The organism is Acetobacter syzygii (assembly GCF_000964225.1).
GTDB lineage: Bacteria > Pseudomonadota > Alphaproteobacteria > Acetobacterales > Acetobacteraceae > Acetobacter > Acetobacter syzygii.
Genome location: NZ_BAMZ01000064.1, coordinates 1 through 451 on the forward strand (window position 1 = coordinate 1; position 451 = coordinate 451).

The 451-nt window shown below is 60.3% G+C and carries 1 protein-coding gene; it reads right to left on the reverse strand.

The genetic code is table 11. The features are described from left to right. The coding region (locus Absy_RS11690; protein WP_048854936.1) for a hypothetical protein at nt 1-451 on the reverse strand (451 nt) is incomplete at both ends.

Below are 451 nucleotides of genomic sequence, written 5' to 3' on the forward strand. Positions count from 1 at the left end.
GGTGCCATCCACCGAGCTGGCATCGATGGTCAGGGCGTTGGCGTTTGCGACATCGCCCGTGACCTGCGCCTGCTGGGTCAGGCTGGCCTCACCGGCATTTGTAAGACTTCCCAGTTTGCCACCATTAAGCGCAAGAGTGGCCCCTGCGCTATTGGTAGCGGCTCCGGTTATCTGACTGTTGGTCAGGGTCGCGGTGCCGCTCTGGTTATCGAGTGTTTGAAGGAGGGCAGCATTCTGCACCGTGAGCGTGCCAGTGTTGGTTGTGGTGCCATCGACGGAGCTGGCATCGATGGTCAGGGCATTGGCATTTGTGACATCCCCAGCCACTTGAACCTTTTGAGCAAGGCTGGCCTCACCGGCATTTGTGAGGCTCCCCAGCTTGCCAGCACTGACTGCGAGCGTAGCCCCTGCGCTATTGGTAGCGGCTCCGGTTACCTGACTGTCGGTCAGG